21 protein-coding genes are annotated in these 21387 nt (G+C 66.1%); 17 read left to right on the top strand and 4 right to left on the bottom strand.

Annotated features, from left to right (window positions below; genetic code table 11):
• Window positions 1-128: 128 nt before the first annotated feature.
• From H7X47_RS24985 to H7X47_RS24970, 4 genes are all read right to left on the bottom strand, one after another.
• Complete coding sequence (locus tag H7X47_RS24985) at window positions 129-599, bottom strand: DUF192 domain-containing protein (protein WP_193371509.1); 471 nt, start codon at window positions 597-599, stop codon at window positions 129-131.
• 33 nt (window positions 600-632) lie between these two features.
• Complete coding sequence (locus H7X47_RS24980; RefSeq protein ID WP_193371508.1) at window positions 633-1799, bottom strand: acetoin utilization protein AcuC; 1167 nt, start codon at window positions 1797-1799, stop codon at window positions 633-635.
• Entirely contained in the window at window positions 1792-3018 is a 1227-nt protein-coding gene (locus tag H7X47_RS24975) for a cation:proton antiporter (protein ID WP_193371507.1), read from the bottom strand. The genes H7X47_RS24980 and H7X47_RS24975 overlap by 8 nt, the downstream gene beginning before the upstream one ends.
• 62 nt (window positions 3019-3080) lie before the next feature.
• Complete coding sequence (locus H7X47_RS24970; RefSeq protein WP_193371506.1) at window positions 3081-4028, bottom strand: nucleoside hydrolase; 948 nt, start codon at window positions 4026-4028, stop codon at window positions 3081-3083.
• Between the two features lie 404 nt (window positions 4029-4432).
• Here H7X47_RS24970 and H7X47_RS24965 point away from each other — a divergent pair, with 404 nt between their 5' ends.
• From H7X47_RS24965 to H7X47_RS24885, 17 genes are all read left to right on the top strand, one after another.
• On the top strand, window positions 4433-4930 hold the full coding sequence (locus H7X47_RS24965; protein WP_193371505.1) for a Na+/H+ antiporter subunit E: 498 nt from the start codon (window positions 4433-4435) through the stop codon (window positions 4928-4930).
• Window positions 4930-5214: an MrpF/PhaF family protein gene (locus H7X47_RS24960; RefSeq protein ID WP_227010796.1), complete on the top strand. Its 285-nt coding sequence runs from the start codon at window positions 4930-4932 to the stop codon at window positions 5212-5214. The genes H7X47_RS24965 and H7X47_RS24960 overlap by 1 nt, the downstream gene beginning before the upstream one ends.
• Before the next feature lie 4 nt (window positions 5215-5218).
• Window positions 5219-5548, top strand: coding sequence for a monovalent cation/H(+) antiporter subunit G (gene mnhG, locus H7X47_RS24955; protein ID WP_193371504.1), 330 nt, complete (start codon window positions 5219-5221; stop codon window positions 5546-5548).
• Window positions 5545-6543, top strand: a complete 999-nt coding sequence (locus tag H7X47_RS24950; protein ID WP_193371503.1) for a DUF4040 domain-containing protein — start codon at window positions 5545-5547, stop codon at window positions 6541-6543. Before mnhG ends, H7X47_RS24950 begins: the two co-directional genes overlap by 4 nt.
• Window positions 6543-6899, top strand: coding sequence for a cation:proton antiporter subunit C (locus H7X47_RS24945; protein ID WP_193371502.1), 357 nt, complete (start codon window positions 6543-6545; stop codon window positions 6897-6899). Before H7X47_RS24950 ends, H7X47_RS24945 begins: the two co-directional genes overlap by 1 nt.
• A complete protein-coding gene (locus H7X47_RS24940) occupies window positions 6896-8392 on the top strand; it encodes a monovalent cation/H+ antiporter subunit D family protein (protein WP_193371501.1) in 1497 nt (498 codons plus the stop codon). The genes H7X47_RS24945 and H7X47_RS24940 overlap by 4 nt, the downstream gene beginning before the upstream one ends.
• Before the next feature lie 25 nt (window positions 8393-8417).
• Window positions 8418-9920, top strand: coding sequence for a monovalent cation/H+ antiporter subunit D family protein (locus H7X47_RS24935; RefSeq protein ID WP_193371500.1), 1503 nt, complete (start codon window positions 8418-8420; stop codon window positions 9918-9920).
• Window positions 9921-9951: 31 nt separating this feature from the next.
• Window positions 9952-10218 (top strand): hypothetical protein, encoded by a 267-nt coding sequence (locus H7X47_RS24930; protein ID WP_193371499.1) that lies wholly within the window; start codon window positions 9952-9954, stop codon window positions 10216-10218.
• Window positions 10211-11926, top strand: coding sequence for a Na(+)/H(+) antiporter subunit D (locus H7X47_RS24925; RefSeq protein WP_193371498.1), 1716 nt, complete (start codon window positions 10211-10213; stop codon window positions 11924-11926). The genes H7X47_RS24930 and H7X47_RS24925 overlap by 8 nt, the downstream gene beginning before the upstream one ends.
• Before the next feature lie 538 nt (window positions 11927-12464).
• On the top strand, window positions 12465-13742 hold the full coding sequence (locus H7X47_RS24920; RefSeq protein ID WP_193371497.1) for an amino acid ABC transporter substrate-binding protein: 1278 nt from the start codon (window positions 12465-12467) through the stop codon (window positions 13740-13742).
• Window positions 13743-13852: 110 nt separating this feature from the next.
• Window positions 13853-14755 carry a branched-chain amino acid ABC transporter permease gene (locus H7X47_RS24915; protein ID WP_193371496.1) on the top strand — a complete coding sequence of 301 codons (903 nt, stop codon included), beginning with the start codon at window positions 13853-13855 and terminating at the stop codon, window positions 14753-14755.
• A gap of 3 nt (window positions 14756-14758) precedes the next feature.
• Window positions 14759-15910, top strand: coding sequence for a branched-chain amino acid ABC transporter permease (locus tag H7X47_RS24910; protein WP_193371495.1), 1152 nt, complete (start codon window positions 14759-14761; stop codon window positions 15908-15910).
• Window positions 15907-16653, top strand: coding sequence for an ABC transporter ATP-binding protein (locus H7X47_RS24905; RefSeq protein WP_193371494.1), 747 nt, complete (start codon window positions 15907-15909; stop codon window positions 16651-16653). Before H7X47_RS24910 ends, H7X47_RS24905 begins: the two co-directional genes overlap by 4 nt.
• On the top strand, window positions 16653-17519 hold the full coding sequence (locus tag H7X47_RS24900) for an ABC transporter ATP-binding protein (RefSeq protein ID WP_193371493.1): 867 nt from the start codon (window positions 16653-16655) through the stop codon (window positions 17517-17519). Before H7X47_RS24905 ends, H7X47_RS24900 begins: the two co-directional genes overlap by 1 nt.
• 206 nt (window positions 17520-17725) lie before the next feature.
• Window positions 17726-18346: an SRPBCC family protein gene (locus tag H7X47_RS24895; protein WP_437126591.1), complete on the top strand. Its 621-nt coding sequence runs from the start codon at window positions 17726-17728 to the stop codon at window positions 18344-18346.
• 190 nt (window positions 18347-18536) lie between these two features.
• Window positions 18537-19004, top strand: coding sequence for a (2Fe-2S)-binding protein (locus H7X47_RS24890; protein WP_193371491.1), 468 nt, complete (start codon window positions 18537-18539; stop codon window positions 19002-19004).
• Between the two features lie 4 nt (window positions 19005-19008).
• Window positions 19009-21372 carry a xanthine dehydrogenase family protein molybdopterin-binding subunit gene (locus tag H7X47_RS24885; RefSeq protein WP_193371490.1) on the top strand — a complete coding sequence of 788 codons (2364 nt, stop codon included), beginning with the start codon at window positions 19009-19011 and terminating at the stop codon, window positions 21370-21372.
• The last annotated feature ends 15 nt before the right edge of the window (window positions 21373-21387 follow it).

The following is a 21387-nucleotide window of genomic DNA, read 5'->3' as shown; positions in this document are numbered from 1 at the left end:
TCCTGCGTACTGTTGAGTGGTACCGGCGCAAGCCGGATGAGGACCCCTTTGTGAGGTCGATGCACTCAGGCTCCTCGAGACATTAGAGTCTCTTAGACGGTTGTTAGAGAGTTCCCGGGAACTTTGTTTTAATTGAATGCTGGATGGATCACCCGGTCACCGGGTTCGATCGCGAGACGTGACGTCGTCCCGGCATTGAGTTCCAGCACAGCCGCCACCGGCTGGCCCGATCTGATCGCCCGCAAGGAATGCGGCACCGTGCGCTGCTCAATGCGCACGATCTTCCCCGCCTCGTCAATGAACAGCATATCCAGCGGGATAAGCGTGTTCTTCATCCACATCGCCCGCTCCTGCGAGCCGCCTTCGAAGAGAAACAGCATGCCCGCCTCCGCGGCCATCTGGCGGCGGAACATCAGCCCCTGAGCGCGCTGATCGGGGGTCTCGGCGATCTCCACCTGAAAGGAATGGTTCTCGCCGGAGGCGGTTTCGATGTTGAGCTCGCCGGTGCCGAAGGCGACCAGCGGCCCGGACTGGGCCAGCGCCGCCCCGGGGAGGGTCATGGCAGCCAGCAGGATGACGAGAGATAAAAGCCGTTTCATGGCGTTAGATGTAACCGCAGCCGTGCGGCGCGTCTAGGGCGCCCGCACCGCGGCGGCGATCTGCCATATTTCCGGGCGCAGCGGCCCGGGACGCGGCGCGTCGGCCAGGGTGGTGAACCAGGCCTCCGGCGGGTTACGGCCCCGGCTGTGGCGCCATTCCAGGGCGCGCAGCACCGCCTCGGCCGCCGCCGGCAGGCGCTCGGGCACCTCGAAGCCATTCAGGGTCGCCCAGACTCCGGCCCAGGCGCGCCCCACGGACCAGGGGTTATAGCCCCCGCCGCCGGTCACCAGCAGGCGCGGCGCCAGCCCCTTGACCTGCGCCACCACCCGCCACAGGGCGCCGTTGGAAAGCGCGAGCTTGCTCAAGGGATCCTCGGCCAGGGCGTCGGCGCCGCACTGCAGGACCAGTGCCTGCGGCGCGAAGCCCTCGATCAACGGCAGCACCGCCGCCTCCATCAGAAAGTCCAGTTCGCTGTCGTTGAAGCCCTCGGGCACCGGCAGGTTGCGCGCCTGCCCGCCCGCGCGGTCGTCGAGTGTCCCCGCCCCCTGCACGGCCCCCGCCTGATCCATGGGCCAGCGGGCGTTCTCGTGGATGGAAAGGGTGAAGACCCGGGGGTCGTCGTGGAAGGCGTCCTGCACGCCGTCGCCGTGGTGGGCGTCGACATCCAGGTAGAAGACCCGTTCCAGGCCGCCGTCGAGCAGCGCCAGGATGGCCAGTGCCGGATCGTTGAAGTAGCAGAAGCCGCTGGCCCGGTCCGGGCGGCCGTGGTGGGTCCCGCTGGCCGGGCTGTAGAGCGCCGCGGCGCCCGCCGCCAGGGTGCGACCGGCCAGAATCGAGGCGCCGCAGGCGGTGGCCGGGCGGCGGAAGACCTCCGGATAGATCGGATTGCCGTTGCGCCCCAGATTGAAGCGGACCTGCTGTTCCGCCGGCAGGTCCTGGTCCGCCTCGGCGCGCTGTACGGCTTCGATGTAGGCCGGGTCGTGGAAGCGCGCCAGTTCCGCCGCCGAGGCGCGCGGGCTGTCGATATAGACCCCGCAAGGATCGCTCTCGGAGGGCAGCCAGCCGAGGGCGCGGCAGAGGTCGATGCAGGTGGAGACCCGGGGGATCGCCAGCGGATGGCGCCCGCCGTAGGTCGAGCGGCGGTAGATCTCGCTGCCGATGAAGCGGGGCCTCGGCTTCAGCGCGGCAATGCTAGTCATCACGCTTCAGCAGCCAGCGCAGGGCAAGCGGTGTCACCAAGGTCGTCACTACCGCCATGAGAACAAGCATCGAAAACAGGCTGCCGACGACACCGTTCTCCGGGCCGGGCGTAAAGACGCCGGCCTCGGCCACTACGCCCAGGATGATCAGCTCGACCGCACCGCGCGCCGACATGCCGACACCTATGGCGCAGGCTTGGCGCCTGTCAAAGCCCAGCAACCGTGCCGGCAGGCCGGCGCCGACCAGCTTCCCGAGGAAGGCGGCGGATATGACCAGCACCAGCAGCAGCGGCTCGGCCACCGCGGCGGCGAGGTCGACCTGGAGTCCGATCGAAACGAAGAACATCGGGCCGAGCACGCCGCTGCATATAGCCGCCAGGACGAGCCGCATGTCTTCATAGGGCCGGCGGCCGATGCGGTGCGGCTCGAAGAACAGGCCGGCCATGAAGGCCCCCATCACCCAGTGCAACCCGAGCGCTTCGGCCAGGATCGCATAGGCGAGGCCGACCGCCACAAGGGCGCTCAATTCCAGCGCCATGACCTTCTCTTCCCGCAGGCGCCCGCTGATATGAGGGTAGACGTGGACGCCGAGGAGGCTGGTCACCGCGAAGAATCCGGCGGCCTTGGCCGCGAGCCACCCGAGACCGGCCAGGTCGACCCCGCCGGCGGTGGTGGCGACCGTCGTCACGGCGGCCAGCAGCAGCAGGCCGAAGACATCGTCGATCAAGGCGGCGGAAAGCACCATGACGCCGAGCCGGTTGTGCAGCAGGCCGAGTTCCTCAAACACCCTTGCCGTGGCGGGGATGGCGGTCACCGAAATGGCCACGCCGACTACCAGGGCCTGAGCCAGCTTCAGTTCCGAGTCCGGAATCGCCCACCACGCCAGAGCGACGCCCAGGGCCAGCGGCAGCAACACGCCGCCCAGCGCCACCAGCAGGGCCCCGCGGGAAGCAGCGAAGACCTCCTTCGGCGCCAATTCAACACCGGCCTGAAGCACCAGGAAGAAGATCGCCAGGGCGGCGATATCGGCCAGGTAGGGGATAGCGTCGTTGGTGGCCACGAAGCCGTTCAGGGGTCCGAGCAGCGCCAGTGCCAGGGCCAGCAAGACCCCGGCGAGAAGCTCGCCCACCGGCGCCGACTGCCCGATGCGCTCCGCCGCCACGCCAAAGATGCGGGCAACCAAGAACAGGCAGAGCAGCCAGGCAATGACCGGCAGCATCCGGGACCTCCTACCCTCTACCCAGCCAAAACATCATCAGCTTCATCGAACTGCGCCGGACTTCAGGGCAGCCGCGCCAGGCGCTCGCCGATCAGGGTGTAGAAACCGGCGGCGTCGATCTGATTTATCACCCTGCAGTTAGGCGGCATGGGGGTGACGTTCCACCAGTCGACGACGGTCATCCCCATGGTCAGCTCCGAGCCGGTCTCGATCTGCACGCTGCAGTCCTTGCCGCCGAAGAGCTCCGGCCGCAGCAGGTAGGCCAGCACGCAGGGATCGTGCAGCGGGCCGCCCTCCGAGCCATACTTTTTCATGTCGAATCGTTCGTAGAAGTCCAACATGGCCGCGGCCGCGGCGCCGGTCCGCGTGCCGAGCGCGCGCAGGGAGTCGATCCACGCCTTCGACATCAGGGCTTTGTGAGTCACATCAATCGGATGCATGGTCAACTTGACGCCCGAAGTGAAGGCCACATGGGCGGCGTGCGGATCGACGTAGATGTTGAATTCGGCGGCCGGGGTGATGTTGCCGCCCTCGAAGAAGCCGCCGCCCATCATGACAATCTCGGCGATGCGCGGGGCGATGTCCGGGGCCTTGATCAGCGCCGTCGCGATATTGGTGAGCGGCCCCAGGGTGCAGAGCGTGATGCTGCCGGCCGGGGCCGCGCGCAGGGTGTCGACGATCCAGTCGACGGCGTGCTGCTTCTGCAGCGGCATGGTGGGGGCCGGCAGGTCGGGGCCGTCCAGGCCGGTCTTGCCGTGCCACGCCTCCGCCGTCACCTGCGGGCGCACCAGCGGGCGGGAACAGCCGGCGAAGACCTTCACCTCCGGCCGCCCGGCCAGCTCGCAGACCTTGCGGGCGTTCTGTTCGGTCAGCGCCAGCGGCACGTTGCCCGCCACCACGGTGATGCCCAGGACCTCGAACTCATCGGACGCCAGGGCCAGCAGGATGGCGATGGCGTCGTCCTGGCCGGGATCGGTGTCGATAATAATAGGTCTGGGACTGGAGACCATGGTCTGCCTTGCACGGCTGTGAGGGGAATCGAGAAGCGGAATCTACCCTCGCGTGAGCTTCCTGGCGATCCCCTTTGCCGGGGTCTGCCGGCGCCTCCGACAGATCACTTGCGGCCTGTGCGATTCGCCCGAGGTGCCTTTGGGTCCAAGATACAGACCACTTTGCGGCGTGGAACGTCGAAGCTGGTCGGATCGTCATACCAAGCTGGTATCCTGGCCATGCTAGCCACACGATTCTGCCGATTCCCGGCCGGTTTGTCTTGACCGGCGCGGCTCCGTCAGTAGGCTCGTTCCGCCTGAAACGGGCAGTCCTTTGGTGGGCCAAAAAACGACAAGACACAGGGAGTTGCTGGCTGAGTGAGAAACCTCACCCTGTTAAAGCGCAGACGGACGCTGCCGGGTCGATGAAGAAGAATCCTGCAGCCACGTTGCGCGGCATGCTGATGCTGCTCTGCTTTCTCGCGGCGGCCTGGGTGCTGTGGTCGGGCCATTTCGATCCGCTGCTGCTCGGCCTCGGTGCCTTTTCGTGCCTGGCGACCTTGGTCATCGTCTGGCGCATGGGCTACTTCAATCGGGAAATCTTCGCGCTGACCATCAGCCTGCGTCTGCTGACCTATTGGGGCTGGCTCATCAAGGAGATCGTCATGTCCAGCCTGGCGGTCACCAAGGTGGTGCTGAACCCGCGCCTGCCGATCAGCGCCCGCTACATCGAGCTCAAGGCCAGCGCAGTCGGCCCTATCGGTCAGGTAATTTTCGCCAACTCCATCACGCTGACCCCCGGAACCCTGACCCTCGACCTGCATCAGGGCGAGTTGAAGGTCCACGCCCTGACCCAGGAAGGCGCCGAAGACCTGATGTCGGGCGAAATGGACCGCCGGGTAGCGAGCCTCGGGGACCGCTGATGATCTACTACGCCGTGATCGTCGCCATCCTCGTAACCATGGCCCTCGCGCTGGCGCGCGCCCTCATCGGGCCCACCGTCTACGACCGCGTGCTGGCGGTGAACATGCTCGGCACCAAGACCGTGCTGCTGCTGGCGGTGGCCGCTTTCTTCATTGGCCGGCCGGACTTTCTCGACTTGGCGTTGACTTACGCCTTGATCAACTTCATCGGCGTGCTGGCGGTGCTCGAGTTCTTCCGGGTGCGTGCCCAGCGCAGCCTGGCCGAAGAAAAAGAGGGGGAGTAGCAGCATGGCCATGGTCGTGGACGTCGCAAGCTGGGTCTTGCTCACCGTCGGGGGCTTCTTCGTGCTGGTCGGCGGCATCGGCGCCCTGCGCATGCCGGACCTCTACACCCGCATGCATGCCGCCAGTGTCACCGACTCGCTGGGCGCAATGCTGGTCCTCGGCGGCCTGGTCCTGCAGGCGGGCATCACTCTTGAGACGGTAAAGCTGGCGGCGATCCTGATCTTCATGCTGTTCACCAGCCCGACCGCCGCCAATGCGCTGGCCAGCGCCGCCCTCCTGGCGGGCATCAATCCGGGACTGGCGAAGCCCTGGCGACAAGAGCCGCGCTCATGACCGTTTTCACCGTCTTCTTCATCATCTTCCTGCTCACCTTGATGGTGATCACCGCGCTGGCGATCGTGCAGACGAAGAACCTTTTCGCCGCCGCCATGCTGTCGGGCATCTTCAGCCTCATGAGCGCGATGATCTTCTTCCTGCTCGATGCGGCCGACGTCGCCTTGACGGAGGCCGCCGTCGGCGCAGGCATCTCAACGGTGCTGTTCCTCGGCGCGCTGGCGCTCACCGCCGAGAACGAGCGGGCCGGCACCGCCGGCCGCGCGGCCGCCCTCGCCGTGGTGACGGTCATCACCGCGGTCCTGGTCTACGCCACCTTCGACATGCCGCGCCTCGGCGACCCGAACGCCCCGGCGCAGCTCCACGTGGCGCCCTGGTATCTGGAGAAGACTCCCGAATACATCGACGTGCCCAACGTGGTCACCGCCGTCCTGGCCAGCTTTCGCGGCTACGACACGCTGGGCGAGACCTTCGTGGTCTTCACCGCGGGCATCGGCGTGCTGTTCCTGCTCGGCAAGGCGCCGGTCGGCCAGCCGAAGGTGTCACCGGCCATGACCTTTGCCGGCAAGACCGGGCTGCGCCACTACCAGATTCCACGGGTGGTCGGCCGCCTGCTGATCCCCTTCATCCTGTTGTTCGCGCTCTACGTCCAGTTCCACGGTGACTACAGTCCGGGCGGCGGCTTCCAGGCCGGCGTCATCGTCGCCGCCAGCGTCGTGCTCTACGCGCTTCTCGAGGGCGAGGAGCAGGCGCGGCAGGCCCTGCCGGCCTGGCTGCTGAGACTGATGGCCGCCACCGGTCCCCTGATCTACGGCTTCACAGGCGTGGCCTGCATGCTGCTGGGCGGCAACTTCCTCGACTACTCGGTACTCGCCCACGACCCGGTGCACGGCCAGCACTACGGCATCCTGGTGATCGAGGCCGGCGTCGGCGTCACGGTCACCGGCGTGCTCATCAGCATCTTCCATTCCTTCGCGGCACGCGGGGCGAAGTGATGGAAATCCTCGAGTTGTACAACTACTGGGTCTTCGCGATCCTGCTGATGATCGGCTTCTATGCGGTCACCGCGAAGCTCAACCTGGTCAAGAAGCTCATCGGGCTGTCTCTGTTTCAGTCCGCGGTGTTCCTGCTCTACATCTCCATGGGCCCGGTCGAGGGCGGCACGGCGCCGATCTTCCACGCGGACGTCACCGGCCGGGTGTTCTCCAACCCGCTGCCGTCGGTCCTGATCCTGACAGCCATCGTGGTCGGAATTTCGACCCTGGCCCTCGGGCTCGCCATCATCGTGCGCATCAAGGAAGCCTACGATTCGGTCGAGGAGAACGAGATCAGGGAGCTTGACCGGCAGTGAGCGTCGAAGCCTACCACCTGGCGGTCCTGCAGGTTGTGGTGCCGCTGCTGTCGGCGCCCTTTGTCGTGCTGCTGCGCCCGCGCGGCCTGGCCTGGGCCGCCGCCAGCGCCGCCAGCGCCATGGCTTTCGCCATCGCCGTCTCGCTGACCGCCGGCGTGCTTTCCGGCGACGAGTACCGCTACGCCGTGGGCGGCTGGGCCGCCCCCTACGGCATCGAGATCAGGGTCGACGCCCTCACCAGCCTCTTGCTCTTGGTGGTCACCGGCGCCTCGCTGGTGGCCCTGCTCGCCGGGCGGCGCAGCCTTGACGTGGACATCGACGACGCGCGCCAGCCGCTGTTCTACGGCGCCTGGATGCTGGCACTGGCCGGCCTTGCCGGCATCGTGGTCTCGGCGGACGCCTTCAATATCTTCGTGTTCATGGAGGTTTCCTCCCTCGCCAGCTACATCCTGATCGCCGCCGGGCCCAACCGGCGCGCGCTGCCGGCGACCTTCAAGTACCTGGTCATGGGCACCATCGGGGCGACCTTCTACCTGATCGGCGTCGGCCTGATCTACATGATGACCGGCACGCTGAACCTCGCCGACATGGCCCAGCGCGTCCACGAGGTCGCCGACCAGAGGCCGGTACTGGCCGCGGCCGGCTTCATCATCGTCGGCCTCGCCCTGAAGGCCGCGGTCTTTCCGCTGCACGCCTGGCTGCCCAACGCCTATACCTACGCGCCACACGCGGTCACCGTCTTCCTCGCGGCCTGTGCGACCAAGGTGCAGATCTACGTGCTGCTGCGTTTCGACTTCCTGGTCTTCCAGGGCAACCTGCCCGGCCACGAGTTCCAGTTCTCCCACTTCCTCATGCCGCTGGCCCTGCTCGCCATCCTGCTGGCCTCCGGCGTGGCGATGATGGAGCGCAACCTGAAGCGCCTGCTCGCCTATTCCTCCGTCGCCCAGATCGGCTATATCATGCTGGGCGTCAGCCTGCTGAGCGCCACCGGCCTCTCGGCCGGCATCATCCACATCTTCAACCACGCGCTCGCCAAGGGCGCGCTCTTCCTCGCCGTCGCCTGCCTGGGCATGCACATCCAGGGGCTCAGGCTCGGCGACCTGGCCGGGGCCGCCAAGCGCATGCCCTGGACCATGGCCGCCTTCGTCATCGCCGGCCTCAGCCTCATCGGCATTCCCGGCACCGCCGGCTTCGTCAGCAAATGGCTGCTGATCTCAGCCGCGCTGGCCGAGGGCAGCCTCGGCATCGCCGTGGTGGCCGTGGTGCTGATCGGCTCGCTGATGGCGGTGGTCTACGTCTGGCGCGTGGTCGAGGCAGCCTACTTCCAGAGCCCGCAGGCAGGGAGCCCGGAGGGCCGGCACGAGGCGCCGCCGATGCTGCTGGTGGTCACCTGGGCCGCGGTGCTCGGCAACGTCTACTTCGGCCTGGCGCCCGGCCTGCCGATCAAACTCTCCCAGGCAGCGGCAGCATCCCTGCTGCAGCACCTGCCATGAGGCCTGACCGCATGAGCCCCCTCGCATGAGCCCCGAAGCCGCCATCCTCGCCGCGATCCTGCTGCCCGCGGCCGGAACCCTCGGCATCCTGCTGGCCGGGCGCTTCAGCGCCAACCTGCGCGAGGCCGTGACCCTCACGACCTCCGTCCTGCTGGCCGCCAACGTGCTGAGCCTGCTGCCCGACGTGCTGGCCGGCGCCCGCCCCGCCGTGCACATCGCCACCTTGGTGCCGGGTATCGATATCGCCTTCGAGGTCGAGCCCCTGGGCATGCTCTTCGCGATCATCGCCTCCGGGCTGTGGATCGTGAACTCGCTGTATTCCATCGGCTACATGCGCGGCAACAACGAGAAGCACCAGACCCGCTTCTACGCTTTCTTCGCCCTCGCCATCGTCGCCGCCATCGGTGTCGCCTTCGCGGCGAACCTCTTTACGCTTTACCTGTTCTATGAAGCGCTGACCCTCTCGACCTATCCGCTGGTGACCCACAAGGGCGATGAGAACTCAGTGCGCTCGGCCCGCGTCTACCTGGGCCTGCTGCTGCTGACCTCCATCGGCCTCTTCCTTCCGGCGGTCATCTGGACCTACGGCGTCGCCGGCACCGGCGACTTTACGGACGGCGGGATCCTGGCGGGGCACATCGCCGGCCCGGCGGTCGGCCTGCTGCTCGGCCTCTATGCCTTCGGCATCGGCAAGGCGGCGATCATGCCGGTGCACCGCTGGCTGCCCGCGGCGATGGTCGCGCCGACCCCGGTCAGCGCCCTGCTGCATGCCGTCGCCGTCGTGAAGGCCGGCGTCTTCAGCATTCTGAAGGTCATCTTCTACGTCTTCGGCGTCGACTTCCTGGCCGCGACCCCCAGCGCCGACTGGCTTCTCTATGCCGCGGCCTTCACCATTCTCGCCGCAAGCCTGGTCGCCCTGCGCCAGCAGAACCTGAAGCGCCTGCTCGCCTACTCGACCTGCTCGCAGCTCTCCTACGTGGTCTTGGCCGCCGCGCTCTTTAAGCCGCTGGCCGAGGTCGGCGCGGTGCTGCACATCGCCGCCCACGCCTTCGCCAAGATCACCCTCTTCTTCGCCGCCGGCGCGATCTACACCGCCTCCAAGAAGACCGAGGTGCACCAGCTGCGCGGCATCGGCCGGCGCATGCCCTGGACCATGGCCGCCTTCACCATCGGCGCGCTCAGTATGATCGGCGTGCCGCCGACCGGCGGTTTCATCTCCAAATGGTACCTGCTGGCCGGCGCCTACGAGGCCGACAACTACGTGGCCATGGCGACCGTCGTGCTCAGCACCGCGCTGAACGCGGGCTACTTCCTGCCGATCATCGTGCTTGCCTGGTTTGCCCGCGAGGAAGCAGCGCCGGGCAGCGTGGGCGCCGCGGCTGCCTCAGGGGTAAAGAAGGACCACGGCGAAGCGCCCTTCCCGGCCGTGCTGGCGCTGACGATCACCGCGGCCCTGACGATCGCCTTCTTCTTCTTCCACCAGCCGGCGCTGCAGCTCGCCAGCGAGATTTCCATGGGGCTGCCCTGATGAAGGCGACGACCACGAGGGGGATACTGTCATGACGAACCCCAAGGACGACCACTGGCTGGTGCGGCCCGCATCGATCCGGCTGCTGTGGTTGATCTTCATCGCAATCCTGCTGCTGACCGTCGGCGTGCAGTTTCTGACCGGCACCGACGGCCACTTCGGCATCGACGGCTGGTACGCCTTCGGCGCCGTCTACGGCTTCCTGTCCTGCCTGATCATGGTGCTCGCCGCCAAGGGCCTGGGCTTCGTCCTGAAGCGGCCCGACGACTACTACGACAAGGATGCCGGCGATGATTGAGGGACTGCCCCCAGCCCTGATCCTCTTCGCCGGCGCCTTGCTGATCGGCCTGACGCGCAGTCACCTGCGCACCGCGGTGATCCTGGTCGCGCCCCTGCTGACTCTCTGGGCGGTCTGGCAGGTGCCCGACGGAACCGTCGCGACGCTTCCTTTCCTCAGCTATGAGCTGACGCCGATCGTCGGCAGTTCGTTGCGCCGGCTCTTCGCAACCGTCTTCGCGCTCATGGCCTTCACCGGCGGCCTCTTCGCCTTCCGTCAGGCGCGCTGGCAGGAGCTCGCCGCCGCCTCTGCCTATGCCGGCGGCGCCATCGGCTGCAGCTTCGCCGGCGACCTCGTCACCCTGTTCGTCTACTGGGAGATCATGGCGCTGTTCTCCACCCTTGTGGTGCTGTGCGGCGGCACGCCGGGCGCGCGCCGCGCCGGTTTCCGCTACGCGGTGATGCACCTCCTCGGCGGCGTGATCCTGATGGTGGGCATCGTCGGCGTCATCATGCAGACCGGCACCCTGGCGGTTCAGCCGCTGCGCGCGGTCGACTTCGCGACCTGGATGGTGCTGATCGGCCTGCTGGTCAACGCCGCCGCGCCGCCGGTGTCGGCCTGGCTGGCCGACTCCTACCCGGAGGCGAGCCCGACCGGATCGGTGTTCCTTTCCGCCTTCACCACCAAGACCGCGGTGCTGGCGCTGATTCTGCTGTTCCCGGGCGAACCGGTGCTGATCGGCGTCGGTCTCTACATGGTGATGTACGGCATCATCTACGCCCTCCTGGAAAACAACGTGCGCCGCATCTTGGCCTACTCGATCGTCAACCAGGTGGGCTTCATGGTCTGCGCCATCGGCATCGGCACCGAGATGGCGCTGAACGGCGCCGCGGCGCACGCCTTCGCCCACATCATCTACAAGGCGCTGCTGCTGATGAGCGCCGGCACGGTGGTCTACCGCACCGGCAAGACCCTCTGCACCGACGTCGGCGGCCTGTTCCGCACCATGCCGCTGACGGCGGCCTGCGGCATCGTCGGGGCGCTGGCGATTTCCGGCTTCCCGCTGACCTCGGGCTTCACCACCAAGACGATGATCTCCGAGGCGGCGGCCATGGAGCATCTCGGCCTGGTCTACATGCTGCTCGCCGCCGCCTCGGCCGGCGTCTTCCTGCATGCCGGCATCAAGTTCCCCTGGTTCGTCTTCTTCCAGAAGGATTCCGGCCTGCGCCCCAAGGACGCGCCCTGGAACATGGGCCTCGCCATGGCCATCTTCGCCGCGCTCTGCATCCTGCTCGGCGTCTACCCGCAGCCGCTCTACGACCTCCTGCCCTATCCGGTCACCTACGTGCCCTACAAGGGCGCCAAGGTCGTCTACTACCTGCAACTTCTGCTGTTCTCCGGCCTCGCCTTCTTCCTGCTGCTGCCGCTGATGCGCCGCACGCTGACGATCAGCCTGGACTGGGACTGGCTGTGGCGGGTCGTCCTGGCACGCGCCGGTGCGGCCGGCTACGGCGCGCTCGGCGCCCTCAGGACGTGGCTGGAGGCGCGGCTGCGCGGCCTGCGGGGGTTGCTGCACCCGCCCACGCGCTCCCTCCTCGCCCCCAAGGACGACGACGATGTGGCGGAAAGCGCCCGCGACGGTCTGCTCGCCCGCGACTGGGCGATCGGGGCCGCCGCCTTGTGGATTGCCGTGCTTTTCATCGGCTACATGGCGGTCTATCTGCTCTGATCGCCCCCGAGCAGCGGGGGTCTTGGCCTCGCGGCGCCGCGCCGTGCCCGTCCTTCTTTCCACCGCCTACCGCAGGTTTATTCTGCAAGGCATTATCGCCCAAAAGACGTGGCGTGACGCTGATATCCGCGCGGAATGTCGGATTTCGGCCCTGGTCCTGACCGCCGGAGTCCCGGCCCGGCCAATTCGCCCGGCCTCATACCCCGGCTGCATCGGCCCAATCGCCGCGCGCTTCGCCGCCAAACGTTCCTGCACTGACGATCGTGCGAACAAGATCTCCACCGCCACGGTCGGCAGACGGCACGCCAGAATCTCCTCCCATACTGCACCGCCACAAAGGCCATAACCGCCATCCAGCGTGCCCGGCACAGCGGCAAATTCTTCAATTCCAGGCTGTTTTTCAGGCCTCTGCGGCAATCGGGACTGTTTGCAGGACTTGCGTCCGAACGCCACCCCTCTATTATTCATGCCAACTGCACGGTTGAAGTTGCAGAAATGAACTAAGCGGAAAATCTGCTTGGAATGAGGGAGGCCATCTATGAAATCCACCAACGCGCCTGTGAAGGCTCGGAAAACGATTGGGGCCCGGACCTTCTCCGGTCTTGTTCTCGCCGGCGCTGCCGCCGGCCTTATCGCTGCCGGCCCGGCCAGCGCCAAGATTGAAGGTGATACCATCATCCTCGGTTCGGCGATCTCGCTGACCGGCAAGTACTCCTCCAACGGCGTCGACACCCAGAACGGCTACAATCTCGCGGTCAAGAAGATCAACGAGATGGGCGGCGTCACCGTCAACGGCAAAAGCTACAAGCTGAAGGTCCAGTACTACGACGACGAATCGACCCCGGCCCGTACCGCCCAGCTGCTGGAGCGCTTGATCGAGCAGGACGGCGTCCAGTACATCCTCGGCCCCTACAGCTCGGCCACGACCATCGCCGCGGCGCCGGTGACCGAGAAGTACCAGGTGCCGATGATCGAAGCCGAAGGCGCCTCGCGCGCTCTGTTCAACAAGGGCTACAGGTACCTCTTCGCGGTGCTGTCGACCTCCGAGCAGTATCTCGCCAGCGCGGTGAGCCTGGCCGCCGAAGTGGCCGAGAAGAACGGCAAGAAGGCCTCCGACGTCCGCGTCGCGATGGTCTTCGAGAACGACGCCTTCTCGCAGGACGTCCGCGCCGGCGTGGTCGAGGACATGAAGAAGTTCGGCATGCAGACCGTCATCGACGACAAGATGCCGGCTGACCTCTCCGACATCTCGGCGACGCTGACCAAGGTGAAGGCCCTGAAGCCGGATCTCCTCGTGATCTCCGGCCACAACAAGGGCGCCGTCACCGCCGCACGTCAGATCAAGGAACTGCAGGTCGACGTGCCGATGATCGCCATGACCCACTGCGAAGGCGCCAAGGTGGTGGCCCAGTTCGGCGCCGCGTCCGACGGCTTCCTCTGCCCGACCCAGTGGGCCGAGACGCTGAGCTACTCCGACAAGTATTTCGGCTCCGCCGCGGACTACGACAAGCTCTTCAAGTCGAGCTACGATGGCTACAAGAACGTGCCCTACCAGTCGGCCCAGGCTTCGGCTGCCGTGATCGTCTGGAAGGAGGCCTTCGAGAGGGCGAACTCCTTCGACACGGACAAGGTGCGTGACGCCATTTCGGCGACGGATATGGAAACTTTCTACGGCCCAATCAAGTTCTCGGAAGCCGGCAACAACATCGCCAAGCCGATGGTGCTGCGGCAGATCCAGGGCGGCGAGTACAAGGTTGTCGCCCCGTCCAAATACGCTTCCGACCCCTTGGTCTGGCCGCGCGAGGCTATGTACTGAGGTTTCGCCCTTCTGCCCCCGCCCAACCGGGCGGGGGCAGTCGCTTTTCCTCCCTAAGGTCCCGGCTTCGTAAGCCGGCCTTGCCGGGCTAGTTCGGGCGAAGGACTCAAATGTTCGACAACATAAACCTGCTTACGCTGGCGCCGGTTCTGAACGTACAGCTGTTGCTGGACGGCCTCTTCATCGGCGCCATCTTCGTGCTTGCCGCCTATGGCCTGGCGCTGGTCTGGGGCGTTATGAACGTCAAGAACCTGGCCCAGGGCGAGTTCGTCATCATGGGCGGCTACCTCGCCTGGCACCTCGGCACCCTGGGGGTCCACCCGATCCTCTCCATGCCGATCGTCATCGTCATCATGTTCGCCTTCGGTTGGGTGCTCTATCTGACGATCATCCGCTATGTGATCACGCGCGACCTCTTCACCTCGCTGCTGGCGACCTTCGGCATCGCGCTGGTGCTGCAGCAGGCGCTCAACCTCGCCTATGGGCCGGAGGTGCGTACCGCCGAATCGGGCTTCCAGACCCACGCCATCCTGGGCGGTCTGGTGACGGTGGCGGAAATCAAGGTCATCTCCTTCTTCCTCTGCATCCTGCTCGCCGCCGCGGTCATCACTTTCATGAAGAAGAGCCGCATGGGTCAGGCGATCCGCGCGACGGCACAGGATGCCCGCGCCGCCAAGATCATGGGCATCGATACCGAGCGGGTCTACGCCTTCACCTACTCCCTCAACGCCGCCATCTGCGGCGCCGCGGGCGTGCTCGTCTCCATGATCTGGGTGATCCAGCCCTTTTACGGCATTCCGCATTCGATCCGCGCCTTCGTGATCGTCACCGCGGCGGGCCTCGGCAACATCCCCGGCGTGATCATCACCGGCCTCGGCCTCGGCGTGGCGGAGCAGTACTCGGGCTTCGTTCTGGGCCTGGAGTTCCAGCAGGCAACGGCCCTGATCCTGCTGCTGCTGGTGCTGATCTGGCGCCAGATCCAGTTGGCGCAGCACAGACAGGTGGTGCAGTAAGCCATGACCAGCGACAACACACTGCATTCGCAAGCCGGCGGTCCGGCCGCCGACAGTGGCAGGATCGAGCTCAATCCCGACCGGACGCCGCTCTACGTCTACGGCCTGATCATGGCCTTCGGCATCGTGGCGCCCTTCATCTTCCCGTCCTACACGACCCAGATCGCGCTGCTGTGGCTGATGATCCTCTTCGCCCTGACCTGGGACATCTGCGGCGGCCAGATGGGCTATAACTCGCTGGGGAACATCTTCTTCTTCGGCGCCGGCATGTACATCTGCGCGGTGGTGCAGGTCGGCATGTTCACCGACGTGGGCACATATACCTCGGCGCGCGGCGGCGAGCAGCTGGTGCTCGACTACGGCGACTATTTCTTCAGTCTCATCGTCGGTACCGGCGTGGCTGCCGTCGGCTGCGTGATCCTCGCGGTCGTCCTTGGGCGCATCGTCTTCGGCCTGCGCGGCCCCTACTTCGCCATCGGCACGCTCGGTCTGGCGCTGGCGGCGCGCGAGCTCGCGAGCACCTGGCAATGGATCGGCGGCGGCAGCGGTATCGCCATGCCGGTCTACCCGGGGCTGCCGCACGAGAAGTCGGTGGTCTTCTACATCATGTTCCTGATGCTGGCGATCCTGACTTTCGTCTTCCTGCGCTGGCTCTATTCGACCCGCTTCGCCCTGGCCATCAACGCCATCCGCGACGACGAGGAAAAGGCCGAGGCGATGGGCATCCACACGCTGCGGCACAAGTTGGTCGCCTGGTCCGTGGCCGCCTTCTTCCTCGGCATGTCCGGGGCGGTCTTCGGCAACCTGACCGGCTTCGTCGAGCCCCTCGAGGTAGCCTTCCCCGCCGCCACCTTCGGCATCTTCATGGTGGTCATGGCGCTGCTGGGCGGCAAGGGCACCCTCTGGGGTCCGGTGATCGGCGCCACCCTCTTCCACATCGTCAAGGAGGTCACCTGGACCTACCTGCTCGGCTGGCAGTGGGTCGCCCTCGGCCTGCTGATCGTCGTCAACGTGGTGTTCTTCCAGGAAGGCATAATGGGCTGGATGCAGCGCAAGTGGCCTGAACGCTTCGGTATCACGGTGGACCAGCGGCTGAGTGCCTCCGCCGGCGGCCCCCAAAGCGCCTCTCAGGGCGCCAAGGAGGCCGGCCAATGAACCCCACGATGATTGCCGTCGAGAAGGTCTCTAAGTCCTTCGGCGGCGTGCGCGCCAACCACGAGGTCTCGATCTCCGTGCCGGAAGGCAAGATCACCGGCCTGATCGGCCCCAACGGCTCCGGCAAGACGACGCTGTTCAACTCCATCGTCGGCTATCACCCGATCGACGGCGGCTCCATCAAGTTCGAGGGCCGGGAGATCTCGAACCTCTTGGTGCCGCAGATCGCCCGCCTGGGTCTGCTGCGCACCTTCCAGCAGACGCGCATCTACGGCGAGATGGATTGCGTGAAAAACATGCTGATCTCGGTACCGCACCGCCACACCACACTGGCCGACATGTTCAGGAGCTACTCCGCCGAGCAGAAGGAAAAGGCCGAGGCCTTGCTGGAATTCGTCGGCCTTTACCAGAAGCGCTTCCTTCTCTCCGGCGACCTCTCTTTCGGCCAGCAGAAGCTGCTGGAGTTCGCCATGGCGCTGATGAACGAGCCCAAGGTGCTGCTGCTGGACGAGCCCACGGCGGGCATCAATCCGACCCTGATCAACGGCCTCATCGACCGCCTCAAGCGAGCCAACGAGGAGTTCGGCATCACGCTTTTCGTCATCGAGCACAACATGCGGGTCATCATGAACCTGGCCGAGCACATCTACTGCCTGGCCCACGGCGAGATGCTGGCCGAAGGTGATCCTGACGAGATCCAAAACGACCAGCGCGTCATCGACGCCTATCTGGGGGCGCACTGATGAGCGACCAAGGACCGAGCAAGCAGATCCGCGGCTATGGCCACGGTGGCGTCGAGACCGTCATCTCGGTCGAGGACGTCAACCGCCAGGCCTCCGAGCTGGCCAAGGAAGGCATCCCGCCCAGCCGCCTGGCGGAGTTGGCCAAGAACGACGACTTCGTGAAGATCGAGGGGCTGCGCGCCGGCTACGGCAAAATGCAGATCCTGCACGAGTTCAATCTGCAGGTCGGCAAGGGACAGTCGCTCTGCCTCATCGGACCCAACGGCGCGGGCAAGTCGACGGTGCTGCACTCCATTTTCGGCTTCACCAACATCTTCGGCGGTGCGGTCAACATCAACGGCAAGAACGTGACCAAGCTGTCGCCCAAGGACAAGCTGCGTTCGGCCGGGGTCGCCTACATCCTGCAGGACAAATCGGTCTTCCCCGGCATGACCGTCGAGGAGAACCTCTGGATGGGCGGCTATCTGATGCACAAACCCACCCAGGCCAAGGAGAAGGCCGAGCAGATCTTCGAGAAGTACCCGCGCCTGGCCGAGCGCCGCAAGCACGCGGCCAAGGTCCTGTCGGGCGGCGAACGCCGGCTGCTGGAGATTTCCCGTGCCCTGGTGATGGACCCGGAGGTGCTGCTGGTGGACGAGCCCTCCATCGGCCTGGAGCCCCGCTTCATCGACATGGTCTTCGAGATCCTGGAGGACCTGCAGAGGGGCGAAGGCAAGACCATCATCATGGTGGAGCAGAACGCCAAGAAGGGGCTGGAATTCGCCGACATCGGCTATGTGCTGGTCTCCGGTGAGCTGGCCATGGCCGACATGGGCGACAGGCTGCTTGAGGACCCGGAGGTCGGACGCCTTTTCCTCGGCGGCTAAGGCAGACAACTCACGAGCGCGGCTGCGCGGCCCTGGTCCTATTGGACCAAGGGGGGACTTGATCCGCGGGCGTGGAACGTCAATTCTGAGCGGAACGAGCGGACGGGAGAGGCAAGGGCCTCCTTCCCGCCTTTTACAGTTTCCAGACGCGGCGGCGCCGCCGCCTGGGACACCACGGGGAAAGGGGTAATCACGAAACCATGCAGATGACCGGCCAATACCGCATCGAAGCACCGCGCGAGACCGTGTGGGAGGCTCTGAACGACGTCGAGGTACTGCGTCTCTGCATCCCGGGTATCGAGGAGATCGAAAAGACCTCCGACACCTCCTTCACCGCCAAGGTACGGGCCAAGGTCGGCCCGGTTTCGGCGCGCTTTGCCGGCGAAGTCACCCTGAGCGACCTGGATCCGCCCAAGGGCTACACCATCTCCGGCGAAGGCAAGGGCGGCGCCGCCGGTTTCGCCAAGGGCGGCGCCAAGGTGAGCCTGGAGGAAGACGGGGCCGCCACCCTGCTGAACTACGACGTCAACGCCCAGGTAGGCGGCAAGCTGGCGCAGATCGGCTCGCGCCTCATCGACGGTACCGCCAAGAAGATGGCCGACGACTTCTTTTCCCGCTTCGCGGAAACCGTGGGCGGCGCGCCGGCCGAAGCGGGGCCCACCCCGGCGGCCCCTGCCGCCGCCCCGCAGCCCGCCGCCCCGCCAGCGGCTCAGGAGCCGGCGCCCGAACCCTCCGACGCGGACGTCGGGGCCGGCGCCTCGCTGGGCGTCTGGGTCACCGGTCTGCTGGTCGCGGTGCTGATCCTGATCGCCATCTTCGCCCTTTGAGCAAGTTCGTCATTGTGATGAAAAATTCATGAAGCCTGCAGGCCGCCCCCCTTGACGTGACTCGCGCGCGGCAACAGACTTCACGGTTCGAGGAATTCATACCGCCTGGCGCCCTGGGGATGCCGCGCGGCCAGAAAAAAACAAGAAAAGCCGGACATTTCGTTCGGAGGTCAAGGAAGGGAGATACTCCATGCCCAGCGTTTCCATGACGGTCAATGGGCGGGCGGTGACAGGCGACGTCGAAGGCCGCACCCTGCTCGTCCAGTTCCTGCGTGAGAACCTGTCGCTCACGGGCACGCACGTCGGCTGCGACACCAGCCAGTGCGGCGCCTGCGTAGTCCATGTCAACGGCGAGTCGGTGAAGAGCTGCACCATGCTGGCGGTTCAGGCCGATGGCGCGGAAGTGACGACCATCGAGGGACTTGCCAAGGACGGCGAACTGCATCCCATGCAGGAGGCTTTCCGCGAGAACCATGGACTGCAGTGCGGCTTTTGCACCCCAGGCATGGTGATGTCGGCCGTCGACCTGCTGCAGAAGAACCCCAACCCCGACGAAGGCGAGATCCGCGAGTGGCTGGAAGGCAACATCTGCCGCTGCACCGGCTACCACAATATCGTCAAGGCCATCCAGACGGCCGCCGCCAGCATGAAGGGGTAGGATCATGTCAGACACCGGAATTGGCGCCAGCGTCAAGCGCAAGGAAGACTTCCGTTTCCTCACCGGCCAGGGCCGCTATACCGACGACATCAACCGTCCGGGCCAGCTCTATGCCTACTTCGTGCGTTCGCCGCACGCCCACGCCAAGATCAAGGGCATCAACAAGGCCGAGGCCGAGAAGAGCCCCGGCGTGCGCGCCGTCTTCATCGGCGCCGACATGGAGGCCGACAACGTCGGCTCCCTGCCCTGCGGCTGGGTCGTGACCGACCGCCATGGCGACCCGCACAAGGCGCCGCCGCATTTTCCGCTGGCCCGCGACAAGGTGCGCTATGTCGGCGACCACGTCGCCGTGGTCATCGCCGAGACCTACGCCCAGGCCAAGGAAGCCGGCGAGACGGTCGAGGTCGACTACGAGGAACTGCCTGCCGCCGCGACCCTGGGAACGGCGCTGAGTTCCAGCGCCCCGCTGGTCCATGACGAGGCGCCCGGCAACCTCTGCTACGACTGGGTCCTGGGCGACGAGGCCGAGGCCGACGCCGCCTTCGCCAAGGCGGCCCACATCACCAAGGTCGACCTGGTGAACAACCGCCTGATCCCCAACGCCATGGAACCGCGCGCGGCGATCGGCGAATACGACGGCGGCACCGACAGCTACACGCTGTATTCGACCAGCCAGAACCCGCACCTGCTGAAACTGATCCTCTGCGCCTTCGTACTCGGCCTGTCCGAGAACAAGCTGCGGGTCATCGCCCCGGACGTCGGCGGCGGCTTCGGCTCGAAGATCTTCTGCTATGCGGAGGAGACCGTCTGCACCTGGGCGGCCAAGAAGGTCAGGGCGCCGGTGAAGTGGACGGGCGACCGCTCGGAGGCCTTCACCTCCGACGCCCACGGCCGCGACCATATCACCCATGCCCAGCTCGCCATGGACGAGAACGGCAAGTTCCTGGGCATGAAGGTCGAAACCACGGCGAACATGGGGGCCTACCTCTCCAGTTTCGCCACCTCCATTCCCACCTACCTCTACGCCACGCTGCTGGCCGGCCAATACACCACGCCGGTGATCTACGTGAACGTGAAATCGGCCTTTACCAATACCGCGCCGGTCGACGCCTACCGCGGCGCCGGGCGGCCGGAGGCGACCTACGTGGTGGAGCGCCTGGTCGAGGTGGCGGCCCGCGAGATGAACATCGACCCGGCGGAAATCCGCCGGCGCAACTTCATCAAGCCGGAGCAGTTCCCCTATCAGACGCCGGTGGCCCTGCAGTACGACATCGGCGACTACGACGCCTCCATGACCAAGGCCCTGGAGATGATCGACTACGACGGCTTCCCGGCCCGCAAGGCGGCCTCCGAGGCCAAGGGCAAGCTGCGCGGCATCGGCTTCTCGGCCTATATCGAGGCCTGCGGCATCGCCCCCTCGGCGGTGGTCGGCTCGCTGGGCGCCGGCGTCGGCCTGTGGGAATCGGCCCAGGTGCGCTTCAACGCCACCGGCACGGTGTCGGTCTTCACCGGCACCCACAGCCACGGTCAGGGCCATGAGACGACCTTCTCGCAGCTGGTCGCCGATACGCTCGGCCTGCCGATCGAGAACGTCGAGGTGGTCCACGGCGACACCGGCTCCATCCCCATGGGCATGGGCACCTACGGCTCGCGCTCGCTCGCGGTCGGCGGCTCGGCCATCTCCAAGGCCTGCGACAAGATCATCGAGAAGTCGAAGAAGATCGCGGCCCACCTGATGGAGGCCTCGGTCGACGACGTGGAGTTCGACAAGGGCACCTTCCGGGTGAAGGGCACGGACAAGGAGAAGTCGATCGCCGAGATCGCCTTCACCGCCTACGTGCCGCACAACTACCCGGAGGACCTGGAGCCGGGCCTGGACGAAACGGCCTTCTACGATCCGCTGAACTTCACCTATCCCTCGGGCGTGCACATCGCCGAGGTGGAGATCGATCCCGCGACCGGCATGACGGAAATCGTCGACTGGGTCGCGGTGGACGACTTCGGCAACGTCATCAACCCCATGGTGGTCGAGGGCCAGGTCCACGGCGGAATTGCCCAGGGCGTCGGCCAGGCGATGCTGGAAAGGGCCGTCTACGACGACGGCGGCCAGCTGCTGACCGGCTCCTACATGGACTACTGCATGCCGCGAGCCGACAACCTGCCGTCCTTCCGCGTCGGCATGACCCAGACCGCCTGCACGCACAATCCGCTGGGGGTCAAGGGCTGCGGTGAAGCGGGCGCCATCGCGGCGCCGGCGGCGACCATCAACGCCATCACCAACGCACTGGGCATCCTGTCCATGGACATGCCGGCAACGCCGGAGAAGGTCTGGCGCCTCGCCAACCAGCATGCCCAGGCCGCGGAATAAGGGGAGAACCGGAAA

Origin of the sequence: Pelagibius marinus, from assembly GCF_014925385.1 — a bacterium.
Classification (GTDB): domain Bacteria; phylum Pseudomonadota; class Alphaproteobacteria; order Kiloniellales; family Kiloniellaceae; genus Pelagibius; species Pelagibius marinus.
Note: the sequence above shows the minus strand (reverse complement) of the source record. Positions and strands in the feature narration are given on the sequence as shown.

Bases quoted from the DNA above. Each gene is read 5' to 3' on its own strand.
- H7X47_RS24985 (WP_193371509.1), bottom strand. From the start codon at position 599: ATGAAACGGCTTTTATCTCTCGTCATCCTGCTGGCTGCCATGACCCTC.
- H7X47_RS24980 (WP_193371508.1), bottom strand. From the start codon at position 1,799: ATGACTAGCATTGCCGCGCTGAAGCCGAGGCCCCGCTTCATCGGCAGC.
- H7X47_RS24975 (WP_193371507.1), bottom strand. From the start codon at position 3,018: ATGCTGCCGGTCATTGCCTGGCTGCTCTGCCTGTTCTTGGTTGCCCGC.
- H7X47_RS24970 (WP_193371506.1), bottom strand. From the start codon at position 4,028: ATGGTCTCCAGTCCCAGACCTATTATTATCGACACCGATCCCGGCCAG.
- H7X47_RS24965 (WP_193371505.1), top strand. From the start codon at position 4,433: ATGAAGAAGAATCCTGCAGCCACGTTGCGCGGCATGCTGATGCTGCTC.
- H7X47_RS24960 (WP_227010796.1), top strand. From the start codon at position 4,930: ATGATCTACTACGCCGTGATCGTCGCCATCCTCGTAACCATGGCCCTC.
- mnhG (WP_193371504.1), top strand. From the start codon at position 5,219: ATGGCCATGGTCGTGGACGTCGCAAGCTGGGTCTTGCTCACCGTCGGG.
- H7X47_RS24950 (WP_193371503.1), top strand. From the start codon at position 5,545: ATGACCGTTTTCACCGTCTTCTTCATCATCTTCCTGCTCACCTTGATG.
- H7X47_RS24945 (WP_193371502.1), top strand. From the start codon at position 6,543: ATGGAAATCCTCGAGTTGTACAACTACTGGGTCTTCGCGATCCTGCTG.
- H7X47_RS24935 (WP_193371500.1), top strand. From the start codon at position 8,418: ATGAGCCCCGAAGCCGCCATCCTCGCCGCGATCCTGCTGCCCGCGGCC.
- H7X47_RS24930 (WP_193371499.1), top strand. From the start codon at position 9,952: ATGACGAACCCCAAGGACGACCACTGGCTGGTGCGGCCCGCATCGATC.
- H7X47_RS24925 (WP_193371498.1), top strand. From the start codon at position 10,211: ATGATTGAGGGACTGCCCCCAGCCCTGATCCTCTTCGCCGGCGCCTTG.
- H7X47_RS24920 (WP_193371497.1), top strand. From the start codon at position 12,465: ATGAAATCCACCAACGCGCCTGTGAAGGCTCGGAAAACGATTGGGGCC.
- H7X47_RS24915 (WP_193371496.1), top strand. From the start codon at position 13,853: ATGTTCGACAACATAAACCTGCTTACGCTGGCGCCGGTTCTGAACGTA.
- H7X47_RS24910 (WP_193371495.1), top strand. From the start codon at position 14,759: ATGACCAGCGACAACACACTGCATTCGCAAGCCGGCGGTCCGGCCGCC.
- H7X47_RS24905 (WP_193371494.1), top strand. From the start codon at position 15,907: ATGAACCCCACGATGATTGCCGTCGAGAAGGTCTCTAAGTCCTTCGGC.
- H7X47_RS24900 (WP_193371493.1), top strand. From the start codon at position 16,653: ATGAGCGACCAAGGACCGAGCAAGCAGATCCGCGGCTATGGCCACGGT.
- H7X47_RS24895 (WP_437126591.1), top strand. From the start codon at position 17,726: ATGACCGGCCAATACCGCATCGAAGCACCGCGCGAGACCGTGTGGGAG.
- H7X47_RS24890 (WP_193371491.1), top strand. From the start codon at position 18,537: ATGCCCAGCGTTTCCATGACGGTCAATGGGCGGGCGGTGACAGGCGAC.
- H7X47_RS24885 (WP_193371490.1), top strand. From the start codon at position 19,009: ATGTCAGACACCGGAATTGGCGCCAGCGTCAAGCGCAAGGAAGACTTC.